General features: G+C 43.0%; 17 protein-coding genes. 5 read left to right on the forward strand and 12 right to left on the reverse strand.

Translation table 11 applies throughout. The features are described from left to right. The first annotated feature begins 6 nt into the window (after positions 1-6). Positions 7-597 carry a biotin transporter BioY gene (locus M3636_RS09520; RefSeq protein WP_128102401.1) on the forward strand — a complete coding sequence of 197 codons (591 nt, stop codon included), beginning with the start codon at positions 7-9 and terminating at the stop codon, positions 595-597. A 132-nt stretch (positions 598-729) separates the two neighbouring features. Here M3636_RS09520 and M3636_RS09525 read toward each other — a convergent pair whose 3' ends face one another. The 5 genes from M3636_RS09525 to M3636_RS09545 form a co-directional block, all read right to left on the reverse strand. Beyond that, entirely contained in the window at positions 730-2,205 is a 1,476-nt protein-coding gene (locus M3636_RS09525) for an Msr family ABC-F type ribosomal protection protein (protein WP_251382269.1), read from the reverse strand. A gap of 565 nt (positions 2,206-2,770) precedes the next feature. After that, the gene (locus M3636_RS09530) at positions 2,771-4,666 is read right to left on the reverse strand and encodes a beta-glucoside-specific PTS transporter subunit IIABC (protein ID WP_251382270.1); all 1,896 of its coding nucleotides are present in this window, start codon (positions 4,664-4,666) and stop codon (positions 2,771-2,773) included. A 290-nt stretch (positions 4,667-4,956) separates the two neighbouring features. Then, positions 4,957-5,787 carry a BglG family transcription antiterminator LicT gene (licT, locus tag M3636_RS09535; RefSeq protein WP_251382271.1) on the reverse strand — a complete coding sequence of 277 codons (831 nt, stop codon included), beginning with the start codon at positions 5,785-5,787 and terminating at the stop codon, positions 4,957-4,959. Positions 5,788-6,051: 264 nt separating this feature from the next. Further along, positions 6,052-7,494 (reverse strand): 6-phospho-beta-glucosidase, encoded by a 1,443-nt coding sequence (locus tag M3636_RS09540; protein WP_251382272.1) that lies wholly within the window; start codon positions 7,492-7,494, stop codon positions 6,052-6,054. Positions 7,495-7,763: 269 nt separating this feature from the next. Then, positions 7,764-8,534, reverse strand: coding sequence for an SDR family NAD(P)-dependent oxidoreductase (locus M3636_RS09545; protein WP_128102402.1), 771 nt, complete (start codon positions 8,532-8,534; stop codon positions 7,764-7,766). Positions 8,535-8,718: 184 nt separating this feature from the next. Between M3636_RS09545 and M3636_RS09550 the strand changes: the two genes are divergently transcribed. The 4 genes from M3636_RS09550 (at position 8,719) to M3636_RS09565 (ending at position 13,249) form a co-directional block, all read left to right on the forward strand. Then, the gene (locus tag M3636_RS09550; protein ID WP_251382273.1) at positions 8,719-9,324 is read left to right on the forward strand and encodes a TetR/AcrR family transcriptional regulator; all 606 of its coding nucleotides are present in this window, start codon (positions 8,719-8,721) and stop codon (positions 9,322-9,324) included. Between the two features lie 97 nt (positions 9,325-9,421). Continuing rightward, a complete protein-coding gene (locus M3636_RS09555) occupies positions 9,422-10,072 on the forward strand; it encodes a hypothetical protein (protein WP_251382274.1) in 651 nt (216 codons plus the stop codon). Positions 10,073-10,404: 332 nt separating this feature from the next. After that, positions 10,405-12,129 (forward strand): cellulase family glycosylhydrolase, encoded by a 1,725-nt coding sequence (locus M3636_RS09560; protein WP_251382275.1) that lies wholly within the window; start codon positions 10,405-10,407, stop codon positions 12,127-12,129. A gap of 220 nt (positions 12,130-12,349) precedes the next feature. Then, a complete protein-coding gene (locus M3636_RS09565) occupies positions 12,350-13,249 on the forward strand; it encodes a manganese catalase family protein (RefSeq protein ID WP_056692131.1) in 900 nt (299 codons plus the stop codon). Between the two features lie 69 nt (positions 13,250-13,318). Here M3636_RS09565 and M3636_RS09570 read toward each other — a convergent pair whose 3' ends face one another. From M3636_RS09570 to treR, 7 genes are all read right to left on the reverse strand, one after another. After that, entirely contained in the window at positions 13,319-15,304 is a 1,986-nt protein-coding gene (locus tag M3636_RS09570) for a sucrose-specific PTS transporter subunit IIBC (RefSeq protein ID WP_251382276.1), read from the reverse strand. Between the two features lie 33 nt (positions 15,305-15,337). Continuing rightward, entirely contained in the window at positions 15,338-16,813 is a 1,476-nt protein-coding gene (locus M3636_RS09575) for a glycoside hydrolase family 32 protein (protein WP_251382277.1), read from the reverse strand. Between the two features lie 201 nt (positions 16,814-17,014). Beyond that, a complete protein-coding gene (locus M3636_RS09580; protein ID WP_251382278.1) occupies positions 17,015-17,998 on the reverse strand; it encodes a LacI family DNA-binding transcriptional regulator in 984 nt (327 codons plus the stop codon). A gap of 344 nt (positions 17,999-18,342) precedes the next feature. After that, the gene (locus M3636_RS09585) at positions 18,343-20,016 is read right to left on the reverse strand and encodes a ribonuclease J (RefSeq protein WP_251382279.1); all 1,674 of its coding nucleotides are present in this window, start codon (positions 20,014-20,016) and stop codon (positions 18,343-18,345) included. Positions 20,017-20,233: 217 nt separating this feature from the next. Continuing rightward, a complete protein-coding gene (rhaA, locus tag M3636_RS09590; protein WP_128102408.1) occupies positions 20,234-21,505 on the reverse strand; it encodes an L-rhamnose isomerase in 1,272 nt (423 codons plus the stop codon). Positions 21,506-21,592: 87 nt separating this feature from the next. Continuing rightward, entirely contained in the window at positions 21,593-23,662 is a 2,070-nt protein-coding gene (locus tag M3636_RS09595; RefSeq protein ID WP_251382280.1) for a bifunctional aldolase/short-chain dehydrogenase, read from the reverse strand. Between the two features lie 188 nt (positions 23,663-23,850). After that, positions 23,851-24,561: a trehalose operon repressor gene (gene treR, locus M3636_RS09600; protein ID WP_251382281.1), complete on the reverse strand. Its 711-nt coding sequence runs from the start codon at positions 24,559-24,561 to the stop codon at positions 23,851-23,853. Between the last annotated feature and the right edge of the window lie 51 nt (positions 24,562-24,612).

Consider the following 24,612-nt stretch of genomic DNA (forward strand, 5'->3'; position numbering starts at 1 on the left):
TCAAACATGAAATTATCTTTGCGCGGAATTGTTTTTAGTGCCCTTATGGCAGCCATACTCGTTTTGTTTGGTTATATTAGTATCCCCATCGGTTTCTCACCTGTACCCATTACGCTGCAAACTCTTGCAGTCATGCTGGCTGGAGGATTGCTCGGCCCACGTTATGGATTTCTGAGTATCGCCCTCGTCGTTGTATTAACCGCGATCGGTTTCCCACTGCTTCACGGCACGGGCGGTATGGCAGTTATTCTTGGTCCAACAGGCGGATATGTATGGATGTGGCCTTTCTCAGCAATGCTCATTGGTCTATTCCTTGCACGAATCAAGCTGAATGGATTCGTAGGTTACTTTCTTGCATTCCTTGTACTTGAATTGTTCGGGTCATTATTGATCTACGCCTCAGGTGTGCCATGGCTCGCTTATCAATATAAAATGTCATTTACCGAAGCCATGATTCAAGGATTTTACCCCTACATTATCGGCGATCTAATCAAGGCTTTGTTTGCAGTTATCATCATTGCACCTGTGCGAATGGTCTTCCCTCCACAGCGCCTGACAGGGCAAACGAACTCATCCATTGTGAAAGTTGACGTATAATTGCTCCGCATCTCTTTAACAGGTTCACTCGGAAGTTCGACGATATTGTCTATCTCCCGTCTATGTAACAAAGCCAAAGCTGCCCAAATATGCTGGACAGCTTTGGTTTACTTCACATTTAACTGTGCTTCATCACAAAACACACGATGACATGGTTATTTTTCGATGTTCTATATGCAGTTTCATATCTGCTGTATTTCTGATAAACGTTTGATCATGACTAACATATAGGATCGTTCCCTCATAGCCAGCTACAAATTGCTCCAAAGCCTCCAACGCTCGCGTATCCAGAAAGTTTGTCGGTTCATCTAACAGCAAAATGTTATATTGCCCTAGAAACAATCGACATAATTGAAGACGAATGGCTTCCCCACCACTTAACGATCTAACCTCTTTATTCAGATCAGTGCCTGTAAATTGCATTGCATGCATACAACTCCGCAGCTCCGCTTCATTATACTCAGAGCGTTTCATCAAAAACTCCAGTACAGTTTCATCCCCTCTGAACCGATAACTCATTTGATCAAAATAGCCAATCTGTGCCTTGGGAGATAAAATAATCCCTGATTTAGCATCTAGGATATGACGAAGCAACGTACTTTTCCCACATCCATTAGATCCAGTAATGGCTACCTTCTGTTTCAAAGGAATTTGAAAACTGACTTGATCCAGCAATACATTATTTTGCACCTGAAGAGTTAAACGATCAGCCATAATCGGAAATTTGTTATGCAACTCTAGCGCTTTGGATTGTCGAAAATGAATAGGACGATGCTCCTGTACCGCCTTTACTTCATGAAGCTGTTCGATTCGCTGTTCTATGGCCTTAGCCGCCCGATGCGCAGCTTTCTGACTCGTTCCCTTTGACTTCGTTTCAAACATGCGGTTCGCTTTAGCCTTCGTTTCTCGTTTGGAGACACTGCCTGCTTGCGTTATTTTCTCGGCCTTTTTCATCTTGTCCTGTGCAGCATGCATAAGCCGTTTCTTCTCTTTTACGTACTGCTCGTGAGCTTGATTTTGTTGATCTCGTTCTAATTGCTGCTGTGCCTTGTAATCACTATAGTTGCCAGAATACACCTTAACCGCACCATCATTCACTTCCCATATTGTCGTGACAAGCTCATCTAGAACAGATCGGTCATGACTGATAATTAACAGCGCACCATAGTAATACCGCAATTCATTGAGCAAAAAAGTAATTCCATCCTGATCCAAATGTGTCGTCGGTTCATCGAACAAGAGCACTTCGTGATAGTTCGCAAACATGCCAGCTAGTTTCAGCCTCGTCTGCTCCCCTCCACTTAACCGTTCATGATGGACGGGAACGCCTAGTCTGCCCAACCATTCCCCGTCCGTTGCCACATGCTCATCAGGATGCGGAGCCTCCATTTGTTCAAAATAGGAATGATCCACATATCGTTTGATCCTACCAGCGCTCGGCTGAATTCGTCCCGCGATTAACCTCAATAGTGTACTTTTCCCCTGACCATTTCCGCCCACAATTCCGATGCGATCCAATTGATGCACAGCCAAACGCTCAATGTTCAATATCTCTTTATCTAAAAAGGTCATTTTAACCTGTTCAAGTTCGTAACAACATTTTTCCATATTCGCTACCTCCGAAATTTTTAATGATTTCGTATCGATAGCGTTGATCGATACGAGCAAGTCATACCCGCTCGTATCAATAGAAAAGTAACATGGACATACGTTGAACCTCCTTATCCAACCAGACTCAAGAATCCATCAATTCAAAGTTAAAAACAAAAAAATCACAGGCTACGGCCTGTGATTCAGTATAAACAGGAATACATGATTTGCGCATAGAGCCTACCTGAGAATTGTCAAAAATGGACAGACTGCTCCTGTTTACTCTGAACGTTACAGAGCCTTTGAACGTATGAAGTTAACGGTTCAAAGTCAGGAAACGCAATCTCATCGCATGTGTCATCTTCAACAATTCTCCTTCCGTGTTAGGGCGTGTCTCAGAACTCGCACTACAAATTAACTAGCTCAATTATAATTTCCCAACCCTTGAAAGTCAAAAGCCGCACCCCATCAAGCAAGTTTTATATGCTCAATGTAGGCACGGCTATAAGAGTAATAATGTAGATCAGACAATGTAGATTAAGCAATCTATTAACGTTCCCTAGTACACTCTTCTTTCTCTAAGTTACGTTTGAGGCGTAGCACTGTGCAAAGTCAACAACGCTTCCTGCGTCCGGACTTGACCGGTTGCCAGTGGTACAACTTTCTCATAATTGGCTGAATTCGTAACAATGATTGGTGTCACCGTGTGATACCCTGCAGCCTTGATCTGAGCGATGTCGAACTCTAGCAACAGATCACCAGCTTTGACACGGTCACCTTCTTGGATGTGAGATATAAAATGTTGTCCATCCAGCTTAACTGTATCCACACCCACGTGCACCAAAATTTCTGCTCCTGTATCCGATACAACCGCAAGCGCATGTTTCTTCTTAAAGGCAACCGTTACAGTTCCGTCAAACGGAGCGACCACTCTACCAACCGTTGGCTCAATCGCAATTCCGTCACCCATTGCTCCAGAGGAAAATGCCGGGTCAGGAACTTCTGTCAAACTAACGATTGTACCTTCAATCGGGCTGAGCACTTTTTCATCAGATACGGCCGACGTACGAACTGGTGCTTCCTTAGTAATAGCGGCAGTCGTAGTGTTCGTTGCTGTTGTTTCTTCTTCAACCGGGTCTTTGAAGCCCATAATGTACGTTAATACTGCTGAGACAACAAAGGAAGCTGTGATACCAAGAATCAATCCTGGGAAACCTTCACCACCTGGTCCATAGAAAATAGGCAAAGTTAACAATCCTGGCGCTCCAGATGCAAACGCCTGTGTTCCTGCTTGACCTATAATGGCTCCACCAACTGCGCCCCCAATTACGCCTGCAATAAACGGACGTTTAAGTGGCAACGTAACCCCGTAGATAGCCGGCTCTGTAATTCCGAACAGTGCGGTTAATGTCGATGATCCTGCTAACGTTTTGAGCTTTTTATTTTTTGTTTTCAACATAACGCCGAAGGCAGCTCCCGTTTGAGCGAAGACAGATGCAGTTGCAGCCGGCTTAACACCATCACGTCCATAAACAGCAACGTTATTGATAAATACAGGAATCAGACCCCAGTGTACTCCGAAAATGACGAGCAACTGCCAGCTAGCTCCCATGATTGCACCTGCAAGCAATGGACTGAAACCAAAGGCCGCAACAAGCGCGGATGCAATTGCATTACCTACATAAACTCCAAATGGACCGAACACAATTAATGTAAGTGGTACCATAATAACAAGCAAGATTAACGGAGTAACAAAGTTTTTCACGCTATCGTGTAGCGTTCTATTGAAGAATTTCTCTATCTTACTCATGACAATGACAGACAGGATAATAGGAATAACAGTCGATGAGTAAGTCATTAATACGACAGGGATTCCGAAGAAATCAGTCGGAGTTCCCTCTGTTTTAAGCCCAATAATGGTTGGGTATATCAAGGCACCCGCAATCGTCATGGCTACAAAAATATTACCTTGGAACTTACGAGCCGTTGTAACCGCTAACAACAGGGGTAAGAAATAAAATAAACTGTCAGCTGCTGCAAATAAGATAATATAGGTGGTGTCCGTTGTTTCTAACCAACCCAAATTACTAGCGATAAGCAGTAACCCTTTAAGTATACCCGCACCAGCCATAACACCTAGGAGTGGTGCAAAGATGCTTGAGATTACATCAATGATGCCCCCAAGACCTTTTGCTGATTTTTTCGGTTTTTCATTGTCGGACGATTCATTCAAAATGTTACTAATTTCACCGATGGCACTATATACCTCCGGCACTTTGTTACCTACAACGACCTGGAACTGTCCCCCATTTTCCTTCACCGCAATAACACCATCGGTTTTCTCCAGCTTCGCTTTGTCAGCCTTGCTGTCATCCTTCAATACAAACCGTAGTCTTGTTGCACAATGAACCAATGACACTACATTTTTCTCGCCGCCGACCAGCTCTACGATTTCTTTAGCCAGTTTCTGTTGACTCATGACTGCACCCCCATATTTTCTGAACCCACACTACCTATTGCATTGGTGCAAAGTTCTCTCACAGGCCTCCTACCGATTTTTTTGCACGCAAAAAACCTAAGCCTTGAGGAAGGGGACACATACATCCGTGCCTTCTCATGACTTAGGTTTTGCCTGCATAACCAGTAACAATCCCAGTTAAATCGTATTCATTTCCTGTTAATATCATAATATAATAATTTAACCAAATATGTCAACTATTATTATTCACATTTATTTGAGTTAGATTAGGTAATGTTGCTTCCCGTTCTTCAGCGATTAACCACCCGCTCAATATGCACGGTTAGATATAATTTTTCCTCATTGGTAAGCTGATGATTGTATTCCTTGTTCACGAACATCTCAATTTTCTCTGTACAAGCTGCAGCCTCGGGATGTTTCACCTTGATCATGTCATAAATATGGTCGTAGTTATTATCATAATGAGTACCGCTCAGAACTCTTTGGGAGAAAAATTTCAGATGTGTAATGAATCTAAAATAGCTGAGTGACTCTTCATCGAATTCCATTTTGAAATGGTATTTGGCAATATTAATAATCTGCTGAATAAACTTTGTAATGTTCATTGTGGTGATCACTTCTTCGTTCATCTCCGCATTCACAATATGAAGCGCAATGAAGGCTGCCTCATCTGGCGGAAGATCGAGATTCATCTTGGTTTTGATATTTTCTAACGTCCTTAAACCTAAGCTGAACTCTGCTTTATACAATTGTTTGATTTCCCACATCAGAGCATTTTTAATCTCTACTCCTTCGCGATAACGTTCAATCGCAAAATTGATATGGTCGGTCAGAGATACATAGATATTTTCATTCAAATTTCTGTTTAAATGATCTCTAGCGTAAGTAATAATTTCTTCAACAATCTCGATAAGCTCCAATGGCACTTCACGAAGCAGCATTTTAAAATTATCCGATGTTTGTTTGTTTTTTAGTGCAAATACTTTCTGAATACGGGTCTCGTCTACTATATCTCCCGGTTTCTTCTTGAAGGCAATCCCACGTCCCATCACCACAAGCTCTGCTCCATCGGCTTGATATATGCTGATCACGTTATTATTGATAACCTTAGCTATTTTCACTTCAATCCCCCCGTCACGTTCCACGCATATCTGTAATTTATCATTTTTGGGCACAAAAAAACCTGAAGCAACACAAAATAAACAAGACATCATGTCTTCTTTTTTTTGGTGCTCAGGTTTTGCCTACTTCGTGTAGTAACAATCCCATAAACGATATATTTGCGTCAAGTATAGCGCGAAACATGTCCATATGTCAACGCTTTCAATGAGGGAACAATCGGAAGTTCCAGCATTTCTGGTTCTTCCGATTGCTTAGCTTAGGTATTATTCTTCGCCAAGATTGGTTCCGTCAGATTGAATCACATTTTGATACCAGTAAAAGCTCTTTTTCTTCACACGTTGCAGATCGCCGTTACCTTCATTATCCCGATCAACATAAATATAACCGTAGCGTTTTCTCATTTCGCCTGAAGAGGCACTAACGATATCGATCGGCCCCCAGCTTGTGTAACCAATAATGTTCACACCGTCCTGAATCGCCTCACCCATTTCGGCAACATGACGCTTCAAATAATCAATCCGGTAACTATCATCTACTTCACCTGTTGCTGTGACTTCATCATGAGCACCAAATCCATTCTCTACGACAAACAATGGCTTCTGATAACGGTCATGCAATTGGTTGGCAGTAATGCGGAATCCTTTTGGATCAATGGTCCAGCCCCATTCAGATTTTGCCAGATACGGGTTAGCCACAGAGCCAAATACGTTGCCACTTGTCATATTTTTGATCACTTCTGGATCCGTGCTCGTTGTACGGCTTGAATAATAGCTGAAGCCGATGTAATCCACAGTATGATTTTTCAGGATTTCGGCGTCGCTTGGCTGCATTTCAATATTCAAATCGTGATCCTTGAAGAAACGCTTGGCATAACCAGGATATTCACCACGAGACTGAACATCAATGAAGAAATAAGACTCCCTGTCCTTCTCCATGCCCTGGAACACATCTTCCGGATTACATGTATATGGATAGAAGCTGCCGGCAGCAAGCATACAACCAATCATCGCATCTGGAATAATCTCATGACACGCCTTCACCGCTAGTGCACTTGCAACAAGCTGATGATGAGCTGCCTGGTACTGGATTTCCTTAACGTTATCCCCTTCTTCGAAAGCCAAACCCGCTCCCAAGAACGGCAAATGCAGAAGCATATTAATTTCATTAAAAGTCATCCAGTATTTCACTTTCTCTTTATAACGCGTAAACACAGTTGTTGCATAAGTTTCGAACAAGGTTACCAGTTTGCGACTTCTCCAGCTTCCATACTTCTGAATGAGGTTCACAGGCACATCGAAATGGGCAAGCGTAACAACAGGCTGAATCCCCTGCTTCAACAATTCATCGAAGAGATCATCGTAAAATTTCAGACCCGCTTCATTAGGCAGTGCATCTTCACCTGTCGGGAAAATCCTTGCCCATGCAATGGATACACGCAGTGCTTTGAAACCCATTTCGGCAAATAAAGCAATATCTTCACGATAACGATGGTAAAAATCAATCGCACCATGTGAAGGATAGAACTCGCCCTCCTGCGGTTCAAATCCTGGAACATTCCCCTTCATAATGCTTCTACGATTCTCACCCGTTGGTAAAAGGTCAACAATACTCAGTCCTTTACCATCTTCCAGATAAGCACCTTCCGCTTGATTGGCTGCAATAGCTCCACCCCATAGAAAATCTGCAGGAAATTTAAAATTAGTCATCATCATGCTCCTTCCGAATTATGTAATTCATCATCCACTACGATTCAGAAATCTAGGATAAATAAATAGAAAAAACCCGAACCAGCCTGGTCACACGTTGACGTGTAAACAAGCCAGCTCAGGTTATGCCCGTATCGGTAACATTCCCAGATCACAATTATGCGGATTGGATAAAACTTTAGCAAGGAATAGAGGAAATGTCAATTTTATTGTAGATTCTTTTTGAAAAACAGTAATAATGAGAGCGGATTCACACCATGAGTTGCTGCTTATCGTGAGGTGTAACCAGCATCAGCATGTATCGTCGTTCCTGTAACATAAGACGATGCATCCGATGCCAACCAGAGGCTCGCTTGAGCGATTTCATCAGGTTGTCCAAAACGATTGAGCAAGCTAAGCTGAGGAGCGTATTCCTCTGCAGTAAAGCCGAATTGATCCAATGCCCCACGAAGCATCGGTGTATCAATCGCACCGGGCGCTACGGTATTTACACGAATGTTGTGTGGTCCATTTTCCATTGCGGCTACCTTCGTCATGCCTACAACTCCATGTTTGGCAGCGACATAAGCAATGTTGTTAGGTTGAGGACGGAACCCGCTCACGGAAGAGATATTAATAATTGAGCCACCATGTCCTTGTTTCAACATTTGCTGCAATTCATACTTCATACAAAGGGCGGTTCCTGTTAGATCGACGGACATCAAACGATGCCAGTACGCTTCGTCAAACTCTGCGGCTGGTTTATCATCTGGTGTAAGTGCCGCATTGTTGACAGCTACATCGAGTTTACCATAAGTATCAACAGCGAACTTCACCATCGCCTGCACTTCTTCGGATTTAGAAATATCAACTTTGTAAAAAGCAGATTCGCCACCAGACGCTTGAATCGCTTCAGCTACGGCACGTCCCTTTTCTTCGTTGAAATCAGCTACAATCACTTTAGCTTTGGCCTCTGCGAATAGCTTCGCTGTTGCCTCGCCCATGCCCATTGCTGCTCCTGTTACAATGGCTACTTTACCTTCTAGTACCGGAAATGTCATAAGGAATACCTCCAACTTTTTATAAAATTTTAACCATCTCAATTCCCAATATATAAACTATTTCAATCGTCATCAATCCGTAATCCACCGGCATTTGTACGTTACTGTACATATGAGAATGATTTGTACAGTAAGTTGCAGGAATATCGGTATTCGACCATACTGGACTTGAGGTGAACATACGATGACTGATTCTGTAGACAAGCGTATTCTGCGATCCAAAACTGCATTGAAAGAAACGTTTGTGCATTTGTTATTCCAAAAGCCGTTTCAACAATTATCGATATCGGAAATTGTGCGACAAGCTAACTATAACCGAGGAACGTTTTACGCTCATTATGCCACCAAAGATGAACTGTTACATGAAGTCATTCAGGATGTATTGGATGAGTTTATTAGACAAATTCAGTATCCATACCAGTCGATTAGCAAAGTAAATCTGAAAGAAATGCGTACAGATGATATTACGTTATTTACATACTTAAAAGAGCATGCGGCTCTTTATAAATTACTGTTAAGTGACCATGTACAAGTTGATTTTAGATACCAAATCGCGCGAGCTATAGAGAATCTATTTCTATCGGAGTATGAGTACGAACTGGAGGAAGGAACATTAATTGATCCTAAGTGGCTGTACATCTATCGTGCACATGGTGTCGCAGGTCTATTGATTCGCTGGATTGAAGAAGAATTCCCCACATCACCGCAGTATATGAGCACACAGATTGTGGAGCTGATGCTGTTGTCCACTGAAGTTTTTCATGTGAAACGAGAACCTTCAGCTAAATAAATTTTGCCAATAAAAACAACTTTTACAAAACTCATGACGTTATTTTATTACATAACTAAGAAACCAACTACTCTAATTAACATGAAAGGATCAAACTATGAAAATAAGTAATACTATTGTTGCAGCACTTGCTATAACGACGCTACTGGGTGGTGCTGGCTTTGCTTATAATCAAGCATTTGCATCAAACTTGGATGAGCAACCCACCACAAGTCATGAATCAACTTCAACATATAAAGTGAATATCACGAGTTCTATTGAGAGAGAATCAACACCAAAAGAAACTCCTGAGTACGAAGCTGCTAAGCGCAAGAAACTTGAACTGAAGGATATTGATAAAGTCAATATACCTTTAAATTTGCATACTTCTTCTGGGGATCACACTATGTCAACAGCTGGAACTGAGAACAACTCAATCATTGAACGTACTGCAATTCATGCTTCCGAAAATATGTATGGAAAAGAAGTCTATGTCACTTATCGGTTGTCTGGAGGACAGGAAATTTTTATTTCTCAATCTGAGGATGTGTTAGAGCATGAACAAGCCACTTTAGAATTAGCAAAATCCTGGTATAAGCCAGATGAAGTATCAACTCAGGAATTGAATGGCGCTACTGCTGTCATTGAAGATGGTGAGACAAGAAAGACAGTTCACTTGATTACAGATGATAATTTTTACACTATATGTTCAAATGGAGCAGATAATCTAGATCAATTAATCCAGATTGCAAACGGAATTCAACCATAACTAAAAATAATGAACTGTTATAATTAAACATCAAGAATGTTCTATAGGTAGCACCTGTTAATTTAGGTGTTACCTTTTTTTGTTCAAATAAAAGTACAAATTTGGCGACTATACCACTAATTTCTACATGAATTTCAACCCAATTATAAGGGTACTTTGATTTTGACAAACATGGTATATTTCAATTCAGAAAACGCTTTCAACCCTTAATTTGGAGGTGGTTCCTTTTTTGGACATTAAGTAATATGTTACTTCTTGAACCCATATACACCGTATTTCGTTGGTTCATTCAGTAGTACGCACTCATTTTCTAGAAAAGGAGATTATGATTAATGACAAAACGTAAATCCGTTCTCTCTCTTACCCTCGTCACGGCGATGATCGTGTCTCTATTCTCTTCGGCCATCGCTTCCGCGGCTACCACAGAGCAGCAAGTTCAGCCCACTGCGACTGCCGCACCTTCAAGCATTCAATCGTATGTTTCAGCGATGGAACCTGGATGGAACCTCGGTAATTCACTGGATGCCATTGGAGCAGATGAGACCGCTTGGGGCAATCCACGCATCACCAAAGAGTTAATTCAGAATATCGCAAACCAAGGCTACAAAAGCATTCGTATCCCTGTGACCTGGCAGGCTCATATTGGAGGAGCACCTAACTACACAATTGATGCCGCTTACATGAATCGAGTACAGGAAGTGGTGAACTGGGCTCTCGATGCCAATCTGTATGTGATGATTAATATTCATCATGATTCGTGGCAGTGGATCAGTTACATGGAGAATGATCGCACCAATGTTCTCGCTCGATACAATGCAGCTTGGACTCAGATTGCCAATAAGTTCAAGAACAGCTCGAACAAACTGATGTTCGAAAGTGTCAACGAGCCTCGTTTCACTGAAGGTGGAACAACTGATCCCGCAACCTCATACCGTCTACTGGACGAGCTTAATACGTCATTTCATAACATTGTGAGAACATCTGGTGGTAACAATACTACTCGCCCTCTCGTTCTCCCAACGTTACATACAGCTTCTAATCAAGCTGATTTGGATGCCCTAACACAAACCATTTCCAAATTAAATGATTCTAACATTATTGCTACTGTGCACTATTATGGATTCTGGCCGTTCAGTGTAAACATTGCAGGTGTAACCAAATATAACGCTGAGGTTCAAAAAGATATTACGGACACCTTTGACCGCGTCTACAATGCATTTGTAGCCAAAGGCATTCCTGTCATTGTTGGTGAATACGGCTTGCTAGGATTTGACCAGCATACAGGTGTTATTCAACAAGGTGAGAAGCTGAAATTTTTCGAATTCATTGGGCAGTACCTTCGTCAAAAGCAAATGACAACCATGTTATGGGATAATGGTCAGCATTTCGGCCGTACGTCCTTCACTTGGTCAGACCAAGATCTCTATAATACGATGAAAGCAGGCTGGACTGGACGTTCTGCAACAGCCGAATCAGATCAAGTTTATCTGAAAAAAGGCGCTGCTATACAAGATAAAACCGTAAAATTGAATTTGAATGGAAATACATTCAACTCTCTTGTTCATGGGAATACAACCCTTGTTAAAGGAACCGATTACACCATTAGCGGTGATGTACTCACCTTGAAATCCAGCTTGTTAACTAGACTTACGACTTCGGGTAATCTTGGTGTTAACGCGAAGCTCACTGCAAAATTCAACAAAGGGGCTAACTGGCATTTCAATCTGATCAAATATGATACACCAAAATTGAGCAATACAACGGGTACTACAAGCTCATTCTCCATTCCAACAACATTCAATGGCAACCAACTTGCCACTATGGAAGCAACCTATGTCAATGGTGGTAATGCAGGACCTCAGAACTGGACATCGTTTAAGGAGTTCTCCTACACCTTCAGCCCTAATTACAATAGTAATGTCATTGAGTTGAAACAAAACTTCTTCAACGAAACCAATGATGGACAAGTCATTCTTAAGTTCCATTTCTGGAGCGGCGATATCATCACCTACAAAATCACGAAAAATGGGAACAGTGTTGTTGGCACAGCTTCCTAGTTTCAATAATGACCTGAATCATTTCAATTAAATAGTTTTCAAGACTGCGTCCTGTCTGAGCACTTTGCTCTAGCAGGACGTTTGTTTATGTTTACACTTGTGTCACTCCTTCCATAGATGACCTTATCTGGTTTTATTTTTGGATGTTTCCGATAGATCCGAATAACGTACAAGTAGCGACTCATACCTATACTGTAATTTGGTTTGAGGAGGTAACACCATGTTTAAACGTGTCGATCGTTTGGCGATTGAGCTTCCCCTCTCAGGAAGTCCTGATCCCAACGGAGCGAGTGCTGTACAGGAACTACTGGGTGGACGATTCGGGGAAATGTCAACGCTCAACAATTATATGTTTCAATCTTTCAATTTTCGAGGAAAAACAAAGCTTCGTGCCTTCTATGATATTGTCGCAAGTATCACCGCTGAAGAATTCGGACATGTTGAATTAGTCGCGAACACGATCAACCTTATGCTAGTGGGTTCTACATCTCCGGGTGACCCAGATTCTACACCTTTACGCATCGGTAAAGATGCACGAATGACCTCCCATTTCATCGAATCTGCCCAAACCGCACTCCCGTATGATTCCATGGGCAGACCTTGGAATGGTTCATATGTTGTAAGCAGTGGCAATCTGATCTTCGATCTTCTACATAACTTTTTTCTGGAGTGTGGTGCACGTACGCACAAAATGAGAGTCTACGAAATGACGGATCATCCTGCAGCTAGAGAAATGACCGGTTATTTGCTTGTCCGCGGAGGCGTACATATCTTGGCTTATGCGAAAGCACTGCAAATCGCCACCGGGGTTGACGTGACTAAATTATTTCCAATTCCAAAACTCGACAATAAAGTGTTTGATACCACTCGTAAATGGGAAGCGATGGGTGAACATCGCAGGCTTTATACATTTAGCGATAAGGATTATCAGAACATCGCACAGATCTGGAAAGGTGTGCATCCTATTGATGGAGGCAAATTGGAAGCCTATGCCGGCCTACCTGGTCATAGTGGAAGCATTCCTGATCTGCCTGATCTACCCGAAGAATTCGCTCCAGGCATCTCTGCAGAAGATCTTCTGCTGATTGCTTCAAGGCTAAAACGAGAAGCGGGTCTATAGGCTGAAATATCACCCTAAACATGCAAAAAGGAACCTGGTACACTCACCAGGTTCCTCCTAAACATACCATTATTGTGGCTCAGTGAATTTCACAACCATAATAGCTTCACCATTTGCCTGTACGCTACCCGTCATGGAAGTTTCCACGCCTTCAATCGTTTCATTTCCGTTTGGAATCAATACAGGTGTAATGATCGGTAGGCCAGCATTCTGAATGAATTCCATATCGAATTCAACTAGTAATTGTCCGGATTTTACCGTTTCCCCACTGTTGACGTGCAGCGTAAAACCTTCTCCTTTGAGTCCAACCGTGTTGATCCCGATGTGTACAAGCATCTGCACCCCAGTTTCGTGCTCTAGAATGATTGCATGTTTGCTCTTGGTCATAACATGGGCAACCGTGCCATCAAACGGAGCAACTACACGTCCTTCGGACGGCTCAATAGCAATGCCCTCACCCATATGTTTCTCCGAGAACGCCGGATCAGGAACCTGCTCAAGCTCAACCGCAGTGCCTGTTATTGGTGACAAAATGGTTAGCGACTCTACCTTTTGACGGTTGGTTGTGATCTTGTTCGTATGAGCACGTTCTACCTCTGACTGATCTTCTGCAGGATTCGTGCTAACTTCACTGGCACTGCCTGATTGCGCAGTCGTATTTGCCTCCACAACAGGAGCATCCTTATAACCAAAGAACCATGTCAGTGCAAATGCTATAGCCATCGCAGTCAGATTGGACAGAATGTACAGCGGCAGTTGGCTGTTCAGGTACAGCAATGTTCCTGGAATGACAGTGACTGCCATACCTGTGCCCTGTAAATGGAACAATGAAGCGATAAATCCACCAACAGCGCCCCCAACAAGACCCATAATGAAAGGTTTCATATAGCGCAGATTCACACCGAAAATAGCTGGTTCTGTAATACCGAGAAACGCAGACAGTGATGAAGGTAGTGCAAGTGCTTTTAACTTCATATTCTTCGTTTTTAATCCTACAGCTAGACAAGCCGCCCCCTGAGCAGCCATGGCGCAGGTAATAATTGCGTTAAACGCATTGAAGCCTGTTTTCTCAAGCAACTGAATCTCCAGAAAGTTGAAGATATGATGTACGCCGGTAACAACGATAATCTGATGAAAGAAACCAATAATGATTCCCGCAATACCAAACGGCAGATCCAATACAGCTGTTGTTCCCTGTAGTACCCATTCTTCAAGGGAGTGGAATACTGGTCCGATCGCAAACAGCCCTAGCGTAATCATAACTGTAAGTGTAATAAACGGTGTTAAGATCAAGTCTAGCGCCTCAGGCACACGCCTGCGCAGCACCTTCTCGAACTTCGCTCCAATCAATCCCACGAAGAATGCAGGAAGCACGGAGCCTTGATACCCTACCACCGGGATAAATCCAAACATATGCAGCGGTTGTGCTGATCCATCAGCTACTGCGTAGGCATTTGGCAACGCTGGATTAACCAACATTAGACCCAGAACAATACCAAGGACGGGACTTCCGCCGAATACACGGAATGCTGACCATGCCACCAGGGCAGGTAGAAATGCAAACGCAGTGTCTGTCAGAATTTGAGTGAACAGCAGGAAATTCGGTGAAATATCCTCTGGCGTTGCACCAAACAAGGACAAAATTTCATTTTGAGTAAGCAAACCTCGTAGACCCATGAATAGACCTGTCGCGACAAGCACAGGGATAATTGGAACAAAGACGTCACCAAATGTACGGATACCACGTTGAAACGCATTGCCTTCCTTTTTCCCCTGACTCTTCACTTCTTCTTTGGAAGAACCTTCAATGCCGAGCTTCTCGACCTCTTCAAATATACGATTAACTGTACCTGTACCAAAGATGATCTGATACTGACCTGAATTAAAAAAGGCACCCTTGACCTTATCAATATTCTCAATCTGCTTCTGATCGATCTTCTCTTTGTCGTTCACCATAATACGTAATCGTGTCGCACAGTGAGCGAAGGAAGCTATGTTTTCCTTGCCTCCGATAGCCTGAATGACTTCTTCGGCAATTTTTTTGTTCTCCGACATCCTTATTCATTCCTCTCAATAAATCCATATTCTCTAATAATTCCATTTGCTCGCTTTGAACTCGGCCTGGCCACCATCTGCAAAAAAACGAATGCCCATGCTATCTCGGCTTGGGAATATGCGGCTAGTGAAGACCTCTTCTCCATCATTCACGAATATTTCAACTGAAGATGTATCAACGAACATACGAATTTTAATGATATCCCCGGTTAAAGCGTAATTTCTGATATTTCCATTGTTCGGATCTAATGTAACACCAGATAAAGAGCGATCCAGCGTCAATTTTTGTTGCAGTCGATCATACTGTACCACGGTTTGCTCATCTTCATTGGTTCGAAACGCAATGCCGAAGCGTTCTGCATCAAAATCTGTAATTTCACATTCTAGTTCATATGCAATGCCTTCGAAACCTGCAAAAGATGAGCTCTCATTATTCAGAGTGACATGTAGCTGTTCACCCGGTTCAGATGCTCGTAGCTTAGCCATTTCCGCAATGGGTTGCTGAATCAACTTGCCATCCCTCAACGTCAATTGCCGAGGAATCGTTAAGCAATGTGCCCATCCACTATCATCTGTGGGATACGACAGATCAGGAAGTCCCATCCAGCCCACGAGAATACGTCTACCATCTGGCGTGTTCATCGTCTGCGGTGCGTAAAAATCAAACCCACGGTCTAGCTCCTGGAAAGCACCATGGTTGAACACCCTTGTCTCTAAATCTAGAGCTTCACCAACAAGATACCCTGATTGATAAATGTTGTTGTATAAGTCACCTTCAGGCTGAATTCCTTGGGGTGAGAAGATTAGAACGCCCTGCTCATCTATTGTCATATAATCTGGACATTCCCACATATAACCGAAATTCGGGAGTTTCGTTTCGATCTCACCAAGAAATTCCCAATCCATGAGATCTGCTGAACGATACATTACGGCACATCCCGTTTCATTGGTTCGCTGTGCTCCAATCACGCAGTAATACTGCTTTCCAACTTGCCAGACCTTCGGATCTCTATAATGTTCGGTATATCCTGAAGGTACTGAATCAATTACAGGCAGAGGAACTTTCACCACTGAACCGCTTTCATCCATTATGGCTAAGCATTGATAAGGATGCCTGATCCATTCTTCATCCCTTGAATTACCGGTGTAGAGTAAATGCAGCTTGCCATCTTTTTCGATTGCACTGCCGGAGTATGCACCATGTGAATCATATTTCTCCCCCGGGCTTATTCCGATGCCAACATTTTCCCAGTTAACAAGATCTGTTGAACGGGTGTGATACCAGTATTTCATTCCATGCTCGGTTCCGAGAGGGAACCACTGGTAGAACAAGTGATAGTGACCTTCATAATAGGAAAATCCATTAGGGTCATTCAGTAGTCCTGTAATGGGTTGGATATGATACCGCTGTCTCCACGGACACGCAGATATCAATGCTGTAAGCTTATCCATTTCACCTGGTTCTGCTTGTTCTATCCGTCGATAGCGCTGTTCTCTATTCATTTTCATAACCATTCCACCCTTGCGTTGTAAATCAAAATGTAGCTACACGCCACAAAAAATGTGCACGAATTATTTTGCACATAGGAACCGGTTCCAAATCTAACAAAAAAATAATTCCACCTGCGTTTCTCATTCAGTGTCGATTCGATTCACCTGTAAAGACATTCGAATGGAACCGGTTCGATGGAATTATCATAAAGGAACCTTTTATAGTTTGTCAACGCTTTCGCGTGGAATAATTTCAACATCAAGTACAGTCTGCTTCTCCACCACACCACCTTGTACGAGTCGAATGATGTGATCTGCCGCCAATTTTCCCGCTTGTAAATAGTGAAATTTCACAGTCGTCAGTGTTGGATGAATCATCTCCGTAATATCATACCCACCGAATCCTGTGATGGACAATTCCTGTGGAATGCGTATTTTGTTGGAGAAGGCGGTTTTCATCACTCCAAGTGCAATGTTATCCGTTGCCCCAACGATGATGGTCGCTTTGCGATCCCGAACAATAGCTTCTGCCGTTACAACCGCTTCTGACATTTTAAAGCTTGTTTCATGATATGTAACCTGACATTCACCACATTCTGCGATAGCCCGTTTGAAACCTTGCTTACGATGAATACCTACTGCCTGATCTCTCTCCGTAACTCCCAAATACACAATGTTACGATGTCCTTGCTGAACGATGTATTTCCCCATCTCATACCCTGCTTGATCATCATTATGAACTAAACTATGGATATTCGGATGTTGTTGACCAACTAATAGAACTGGGATGCCAATCTCTTCAATAGCTTTAAGATGTGCTTCGGTTACTTCCGCGGCAAGAAGAATAATACCTGATACTTTCTGTCTAGCAAAATCATATATGCCATCAATCTCTCGTTTCATGTCCTGGCTTGTATTCGCAATTAACATCTGGTACTGATTATTGCGCAGTTCTTCATCGATCCCGATTAGGGTCTGTGACGTTGCAAACGAATCAAGCCTTGGCACAACTGTTCCAATGATGCTTGTTTTCTTCGCCTTCAAGCTCTGTGCAAACGTATTGGGGACATAGTTATATTGTTTGATGATCTGCTCAATCTTCTGCCTGGTGTTCTCGCTTACCGACCCTCCGTTTAGGAACCGGGAGACGGTACTCTTCGCAACACCCGCCATCTGAGCAATATCAGAAATGGTTTTGTTCATATTTACCCCTTTGATTTCATTAAAATGTAAAGTAATATCTGTTCATATTATACTTCGAAGCTTCGCGTATGGCGAATCTGTTCTACATTGATAAACTTAAGCGTATAACACTTCTCTCTCCTATGACAGAATGTCCTTTAAAATTTGGCTTTTTAGAACATCCATGTCATCAGATTAAACACCAAAAAACCCAATCCATGTGAATGCATACTTTTGTATGACTCGCATCAATCGGGCGGTTGTTTACGAACAATATTCAGATGAGATGCCGCTCGCGCATCTTTCGTAATCAAAAGCGGACTTTTTGAACAACCTCTTATCGTTTTGTGAGTGTTGTTTACTTCCTATACTTCGATAATGATGGGAAGGATCATTGGTCTGCGTTTCGTCTGAGCATAGATGTAATGACCGATCTCGTCTTTAAGCTTTCGTTTGATCACATTCCACTGATTCACACCGGCTCCGGTTAATTCCTCCATTTTCCGAAGAACCAGCTCATGAATCTCATGCATAAACTCCTCCGAATCCTTCACAAAAACAAATCCTCGGGAAATGATCTCAGGTGAGGTAATCATATTTTTGTCGGTTTTGCTTACTGTCGTCACAATGACCAGCATTCCGTCCGAAGATAGTTGTCTCCTGTCTCGCAGCACAATGTTCCCAACATCCCCCATAATAAGGCCATCCACAAGGCTATTGCCCGAAGCAATCTTAGGACCGCGTGAAGCAACACCATCCTTGTACTGAATCATTTCCCCATTATTAACGATAAATACATGATCATTCTCAATCCCTACGGATTCTGCGAGTAAACGATGCTGGTATAACATACGGAACTCCCCATGGATCGGAATTAAATAATCAGGTTTCATCAGTGTTAGCATGAGCTTGAGCTCTTCCTGACTACCATGTCCGGATACATGCATGCCTGAAGCGCCGCTTGATCCATAGATCACTCGTGCTCCGAGAACATACAGATTATCAATCACATGGGCAAGATCTCTTTCATTACCAGGAATCGCTCCAGCCGCAATGATTACGGTGTCTCCTGCCGCAACTCTCACATGAGGATGCTTACCTGCTGCAAGTCTAGATAGTGCCGCCATCGGTTCGCCTTGACTACCTGTACATAACACAACAACTTGCTCAGGAGGGAATTGATCCGAGTCAATCGCTTCAATTAACAATCCATCAGGAACATGTAGATATCCTAGCTCGCTCGCTACAGACACAACATTAACCATACTTCTGCCTAATAGCGCAAGTTTGCGACCCGTTTCAAATGCTGCATTTACAATTTGCTGAACCCGGCTCACATTGGAAGCAAACGTAGAAATAAAAATCTTTTGCTTCGCACGGATAAACGCATCCAAGATATGGTCACCAACGACACGTTCAGAGGGGGTGAACCCTGGACGTTCGGCATTGGTACTTTCAGATAACAATATATTCACGCCTTGTTTACCAATCTCGCTCATTCGATGTAAATCCGGGTAAGGTCCGTTTACTGGTGACATATCAAACTTGAAATCCCCTGTATGGACGACGTTACCTCCTGCTGTCTGAAAGAAAATACCGAGGCAATCCGGGATACTGTGACTTGTTGCAAAAAAGGAAACATCAATCTGCCCAAGCTTGATACTTGAATGTGCATCGATCGTATGCATATCTGTGTTGCGAAAAAGCCCATGTTCCTTAAGCTTTAACTCGATTAACCCTCGGGTCAATCGGGATGCATACACGGGTATATTCAATTGTTTTAATAGATAGGGTATGCCTCCAATATGGTCTTCATGTCCGTGTGTAACGACCAGCCCTCTAACCTTATCCAGATGCTCTAATAAATACGATACATCCGGAATGATCAGATCAATGCCTAACAATGTCTCATCCGGAAATTTAGAACCACAATCAATTACGATGATATCCTGATCGTACTGTATGATATACATGTTCTTGCCAATTTCATTCACGCCGCCGAGGGCTGCAATATATAACTTGTTATGCGCAAGGTTCAAATCAACAGATCCTCCTTTACAAAGACTGGGGTTGTGGAACACGAAATAACGAACGCACTGCCTTCTTCCTATTATGGAAGTTCTCACTTCTCTTATACATGGAATACTGAATTGCTTAACTCATTAAACATAGAAAAGAGCCCCTGATGAACACTCAAGTTCAACAAAGGCTCTTTCAAATCTAACTAATTAACTAATACTAATCATCGCAAACGAACTACACAAGCAAGGTTTGACGTTGAAGCAATACGTTTTGCTCATAGTTTTTGATCTCAGTAATCCATTGTTCACGCACCGGTACACCTTGCTGAGCACAGTAATAATCCCAGATAGCGCCAAATGGATAAGACTTGAATTCTTCTGTTAATGCCAGACGCAGGGTGTAATCCCCTTTAAGTTCGGCATCCTTCAACGCTTCAATCGGTTCTAACATCGCACGTAGCAATGCTTTGATCGTATTCCGTGTTCCAACCACCCATGCGGCCACTCGATTGATACTTGCATCGAAGAAATCGAGACCTATATGTGTAGTAGATAACAGATCATGACGCACAAGTTCACGTGCAATCTCAAGCAGCTCATCATCCATAATTACGACGTGATCACTGTCCCAGCGCATAGGGCGGCTTACATGAAGCAGTATACCACTCGTGAATAGAGCTAATGAAGACAATTTATTAGAGATGACTTCCGTTGGATGAAAATGCCCTGCATCCAGACAGATTAATGTATCATTTTGCAAGCCATACCCCATGTAAAATTCATGTGAACCTACCACATAAGCCTCAGAGCCTAGACCGAATAATTTGCTCTCGACTGCATCCAGATTATGCTTCGGATCAAGCTCTTCAGCAAAAACCTCATCCAGAGCGTCTTTTAACCGTTTGCGTGGAGTCAACCGATCTACCGGGTTATCCTTGAATCCATCAGGAACCCATACATTGGTCACACAGGTCTGACCTAGCTGTTCTCCGAAATAGGCTCCGATGCGACGAGAAGCTTTGCAATGATCAATCCAGAACTTGCGAATTTCCGGATCAGGGTGACTCAGCGTGAATCCATCACTGGATTTTTCATGCGAGAAGCATGTTGGATTAAAGTCTAAACCGAGCCCTTGTTCCTTCGCCCACGTAACCCAATTCTCATAGTGTTTCGGCTCAATTTGATCCAATTCAACACGTTCATCCGTGTCTGCATAGATTGCATGCAAATTCACTTTATGTTTACCAGGAATGAGGGCAAAAGCTTGCTCCAGATCTGACCGAAGTTCAGTTGGTGTCGTTGCAGCTCCAGGGTATTGACCTGTAACGGAAATTCCACCTGTAAGCTCCCCTTCTTGATTCAAGAAACCTTTAACGTCATCTCCTTGCCAGCAGTGCACAGAAACCTTGATCTCAGCAAGCTTTTTCAGAACTTCATCCGTATCAATTCCGTGCTGCGCATATAGAGACTTGGCCGCTTCGTACGCTTGTTTGACTTGATTATCCATCAAGAACCCTCCCTATTACTATATACTATTATTCCTAATTCTGAAGGTATGCCTGTAATTCAATATGAAGCTTTGAGACAAACTCTATTAACGAGTGAACGCTGCTGGAACACCGCCATCAATGGTCATCATGCATCCCGTTGTTTTTTCCGACTTGGAAGAAGCGAAGAAAGCAATGCCTTCTGCGATATCTCTTGGATAGATATTAACAAGTAGCGTGGTACGTTTACGGTAATACTCTTCTAATTGATCCGGTTCGATGCCGTATGCTGCCGCACGCTCATTTCTCCAAGAACCGTTCCAGATCGCCGAACCTTGCAGAATAGCATCTGGTAGAATCGTGTTTACACGAATGCCATACTCTCCGCCTTCAGCCGCAATGCAACGAGCAAGATGAGCTTCAAGTGCTTTAGCAGAACTGTATGCGGATGCACTTTTTCCAGCATATACCGAGTTTTTGGAGCCGATGAAGACCATGCTGCCCCCGATTCCTTGTTGTTTCATCAGCTTGAAGGCTTCACGCGCAACGAGGAAGTAACCTGTACCCAGTACGTTCATGTTCAAGTTCCATTCCTTCAAGGATGTCTCGTCAAATGGGCTAGAAGTCGCTAACCCTGCATTGTTCACGATGATGTCCACGCCGCCATATTGTATGGCAACTTCGGCATATGCCGCTTGAACAGCCGCTTCATCGGTTACATCCATTTTAAGTGCATAAGCACGATTGGCGCCATATTGATCATTAATCTCCTGTGCGACCTTCTGTGCACCTTCAAGATTCAGATCAGCGAGGACAACATGTGCTCCTTCAGATACCAATCTACGCGCTGTTTCACTTCCGATGCCTCCAGCGCCTCCTGTAATGAAAGCAACTTTACGAGAGAACTCCGTCTCCGCTGGTGCAAGAGAAAGCTTGTATAGCTCAAGTGGCCAGTATTCCACATTGTAAGACTCATTGGCACTAAGCGATACGAATTGTCCGAGACTGGTTGCCCCACGCATCACGGCAATGGCTCTATGGTACAACGCTCCACTGACCTGGGAAAGCGCCCAGCTCTTACCTGTGTTAATCATACCTACGCCTGGAATCAAAATAACCCGTGGTGCAGCTTCGAACATCACATCGCCTTCATTTTTGTTACTTTCAAAATATTGTTGATATTGCTCTTTATACGCTGCTACGCCATCGACCAGCTTCGCTTGAAGTCCTTCAATATCGTCTGCATCAGGTGTCCAATCAATAAACAATGGTACCACTTTGGTATGTACCAAATGATCCGGGCACGCTGCTCCAACTTGGGATAGTTGCGGTGAGTCAGCTCCACCTACGAAAGCAAGAACGTCATCTTGATCGTCAAAGGACAAAATCATTTTTTTGCTATCTGATACCGCTCCTCGAATCGTTGGCATCACACGAGATACGATCTCACGACGAACCTCAGCTGCAAGTGCCGGATGCTTCACGCCGCCAAACAGGCTTGCCTCGTCTACCCTTGCTTCAATGAAAGCTTCCGCTTCGTTGATGATTTTGATCGTCTGTGCATAACACTCTTCTGACGTCTCTCCCCAAGTAACTAATCCATGCTTCTCCATGAGTACAAGCTCTGCATTGGGATTGGCGAATACGCTTTCAGCAATCATTTTAGATAATGTAAAACCAGGACGCACATACGGTACCCATACGAAGCGGTCTCCGTAAATTTCTCTTGCTAATTCTTTTCCGTTATCTGCACAACACAAACTAATTATGGCATCTGGGTGTGTATGGTCAACATGTTTATATGGAAGGAACGCATGTAAGAGTGTCTCAATGGAAGCACGTGGGTGTTTGGAATCAATCATGCAATGTCCCAAATACTCAACCATCTCTTCATCTGTCATGGATTCCCGTTCAATTAATGGACGAATGTCCTCAAGTGCAAGACCTGTAAAATGCTTCGCTTGCATGGAGCCCAAGTCAGAGCCGCTGCCTTTAACATACATAACTTCGATCTCACGACCACGGAAATCTTGTACTGTTGTTTTGGTCGATGTGTTCCCGCCGAAAATATTGCACACACTGCGATCAGCACCAATTAGATTGGAGCGGTAAACCAATTGATCTAGTCCTGTTGTTTTCTCTGAAGCCTGCGCTGAATTCCATAAACTCTGTACCATTCGTTTCCCTCCGATAATGTTTGTTTTATTCCTAATCAGAGTTTAACATCTTTGTTTTGTTTTGAAAACAAAAAGATTTTAAATATAAACGGAAATATTCAAAAGCACTTAGAAGTGATGACAAAAAAGCACCCATCCACATCCAAAGATGTGAACAGGTACTCTTTAGTTTTAGATTTCAACCCAACTTATCGACGTCGGGCAAAATCAACAAATTTAAACTTATCGGGACGATGTCTAGATTCCGTGTACTGGAACGGACTGGCATCCTCAAGGTACACTTGGCTCCTCACCACAACAACGTTATGAAATCCTTCCAGATCAAGCCATTTCCGATCCTCTTCCGTAGGCTCTTCAACCAATATCTCTTTCTTGGCAAACGAAATGGCGAGACCCAGCTCTCCTTCAATATACTCGTAGATCGAATTATTGCAGATTTCCTTGTTAAGTCCCGGAACAAGCTTCTGGCTAATATAATCCTTATCCAAAATGACATGCTCCCCGTCTACATTACGCACACGTACAATCTCCCAAACCTTCTCGTTCAGCGCAAAGTTAATCTGCTTGAATAAGTTCTGATCCACTTCTCGCTCTTCGAACACGTTAACATATGTCTTCGCACGATGACCCATTTTTTGGGCTAGTTCTTTGAAGCTTACAAGACCAGAAATAGGAAAGTCAATTTTGCGAATGTCCAATACAATGGAACCTTTGCCTTGAATCTTCTGGATGTATCCTTCTTCATATAACATTTTCAATGCTTTGCGGATGGTCTCTCTGGATGTTTGATATTGCTCAGTCAGATCCAGCTCAGATGGAAGCAGTGTTCCTGCCTCGATTTCCCCCGTCCGAATATCTGCTGCGATATCCTCATAGATCCGAATAAATTTATTATTCATTAGTCATCACCACTGTTCATTACCCTTATTATTGACTTATATAGCATCTCA

The organism is Paenibacillus sp. MER 99-2 (assembly GCF_023714095.1).
Classification (GTDB): domain Bacteria; phylum Bacillota; class Bacilli; order Paenibacillales; family Paenibacillaceae; genus Paenibacillus.